Below are 1897 nucleotides of genomic sequence, written 5' to 3'. Positions count from 1 at the left end.
CTATGGCGCCAAAAAGTCATTGGAGCGGAAGACGGGATTCGAACCCGCGACCCCGACCTTGGCAAGGTCGTATTCTACCACTGAACTACTTCCGCAAAATGGCTGGGCTGGAAGGGATCGAACCTTCGCATGTCGGAATCAAAATCCGATGCCTTACCACTTGGCTACAGCCCAATAATAATGGGGCGACTGAAGGGAATTGAACCCTCGAATGCCGGAATCACAATCCGGTGCGTTAACCACTTCGCCACAATCGCCATGATTAAATTAAAACAGGGGCAGCAGGAATCGAACCCGCGCTGACGGTTTTGGAGACCGTAGTTCTACCGCTAAACTATGCCCCTAAGTGGTGGGGGGGGGCGGATTCGAACCGCCGAACCCGAGGGAGCGGATTTACAGTCCGCCGCGTTTAGCCACTTCGCTACCCCCCCACATATGGTGGCTTTGGACGGAATCGAACCGCCGACACAAGGATTTTCAGTCCTTTGCTCTACCAACTGAGCTACAAAGCCATATGTAGTCTTGATTTTCTAAAAATAAAAATGGCGGTCTCGACGGGATTCGAACCCGCGATCTCCTGCGTGACAGGCAGGCATGTTAACCCCTACACCACGAGACCGGACATTAATTGCGGGGGCCGGATTTGAACCGACGACCTTCGGGTTATGAGCCCGACGAGCTACCAGACTGCTCCACCCCGCGACGATATAAAATTAAATGGTGACCCGTACGGGATTCGAACCCGTGTTACCGCCGTGAAAGGGCGGTGTCTTAACCGCTTGACCAACGGGCCATGTTTGAATTTTGAAAAACTGGCGGAGAGCAAGGGATTCGAACCCTTGAGACGGTTTTGCCGCCTACACGAATTCCAATCGTGCTCCTTCGGCCACTCGGACAGCTCTCCAAAAGAGAAAGTGGCTCCGCAAGTAGGATTTGAACCTACGACCTACCGGTTAACAGCCGGTTGCTCTACCACTGAGCTATTGCGGAACGATCTTGCCTGGCAACGTCCTATCCTCACAGGGGGAGATCCCCCAACTACTTTCGGCGCTGAGACGCTTAACTTCCGTGTTCGGCATGGGAACGGGTGTGGCCGTCTCGCTATCGCCACCAGACAAGTATTATATTAACATTATTTATCGATAATGTCAACATGTTTTAGAGAGATTGTTCTCTCAAAACTGAGGATTCATCAACACAAACCGTTAGACTAGATCAAAGCCTCGACCGATTAGTATCATTCAGCTCCACGTGTCACCACGCTTCCACCCATGACCTATCTACCTCATCGTCTCTGAGGGGTCTTTCTTGATTGCTCAAAGGGAAATCTCATCTCGGAGGGGGCTTCATGCTTAGATGCTTTCAGCACTTATCCCGTCCGCACGTAGCTACCCAGCGATGCTCCTGGCGGAACAACTGGTACACCAGCGGTGCGTCCATCCCGGTCCTCTCGTACTAAGGACAGCTCTCCTCAAATTTCCTGCGCCCACGACGGATAGGGACCGAACTGTCTCACGACGTTCTGAACCCAGCTCGCGTACCGCTTTAATGGGCGAACAGCCCAACCCTTGGGACCTACTCCAGCCCCAGGATGCGATGAGCCGACATCGAGGTGCCAAACCTCCCCGTCGATGTGGACTCTTGGGGGAGATCAGCCTGTTATCCCCAGGGTAGCTTTTATCCGTTGAGCGATGGCCCTTCCATGCGGAACCACCGGATCACTAAGCCCGACTTTCGTCCCTGCTCGACTTGTAGGTCTCGCAGTCAAGCTCCCTTCTGCCTTTGCACTCTTCGAATGATTTCCAACCATTCTGAGGGAACCTTTGGGCGCCTCCGTTACTGTTTAGGAGGCGACCCCCCCAGTCAAACTACCCGCCTGACACGGTCCTCCAGCCGG

The 1897-nt window shown here is 53.7% G+C and carries 11 tRNA genes and 2 rRNA genes; all 13 read right to left on the bottom strand.

Going from position 1 to position 1897, the window contains the following annotated elements:
* Positions 1-20: 20 nt before the first annotated feature.
* Positions 21-95 (bottom strand) — tRNA-Gly (locus ON063_RS14465).
* A gap of 4 nt (positions 96-99) precedes the next feature.
* Positions 100-174, bottom strand: a tRNA-Gln gene (locus ON063_RS14460).
* 7 nt (positions 175-181) lie between these two features.
* A tRNA-His gene (locus ON063_RS14455) sits at positions 182-257 on the bottom strand.
* Positions 258-273: 16 nt separating this feature from the next.
* Positions 274-344 (bottom strand) — tRNA-Trp (locus ON063_RS14450).
* A 3-nt stretch (positions 345-347) separates the two neighbouring features.
* Positions 348-431 (bottom strand) — tRNA-Tyr (locus ON063_RS14445).
* A 5-nt stretch (positions 432-436) separates the two neighbouring features.
* Positions 437-512, bottom strand: a tRNA-Phe gene (locus ON063_RS14440).
* 31 nt (positions 513-543) lie between these two features.
* Positions 544-619: transfer RNA gene (locus ON063_RS14435), tRNA-Asp, on the bottom strand.
* A gap of 9 nt (positions 620-628) precedes the next feature.
* Positions 629-702: transfer RNA gene (locus ON063_RS14430), tRNA-Met, on the bottom strand.
* A 16-nt stretch (positions 703-718) separates the two neighbouring features.
* Positions 719-793, bottom strand: a tRNA-Glu gene (locus ON063_RS14425).
* 20 nt (positions 794-813) lie between these two features.
* A tRNA-Ser gene (locus ON063_RS14420) sits at positions 814-904 on the bottom strand.
* 11 nt (positions 905-915) lie between these two features.
* Positions 916-990, bottom strand: a tRNA-Asn gene (locus ON063_RS14415).
* Between the two features lie 8 nt (positions 991-998).
* Positions 999-1115: ribosomal RNA gene (rrf, locus tag ON063_RS14410) — 5S ribosomal RNA — on the bottom strand.
* Positions 1116-1211: 96 nt separating this feature from the next.
* A 23S ribosomal RNA gene (locus ON063_RS14405) occupies positions 1212-1897 on the bottom strand; the annotation flags it as partial.

Origin of the sequence: Exiguobacterium sp. B2(2022) (assembly GCF_028823655.1) — a bacterium.
Classification (GTDB): Bacteria; Bacillota; Bacilli; order Exiguobacteriales; family Exiguobacteriaceae; genus Exiguobacterium; species Exiguobacterium aestuarii_A.
The sequence above is the reverse complement of the archived record's forward strand: the minus strand, read 5'-3'. Positions and strand labels throughout refer to the sequence as shown.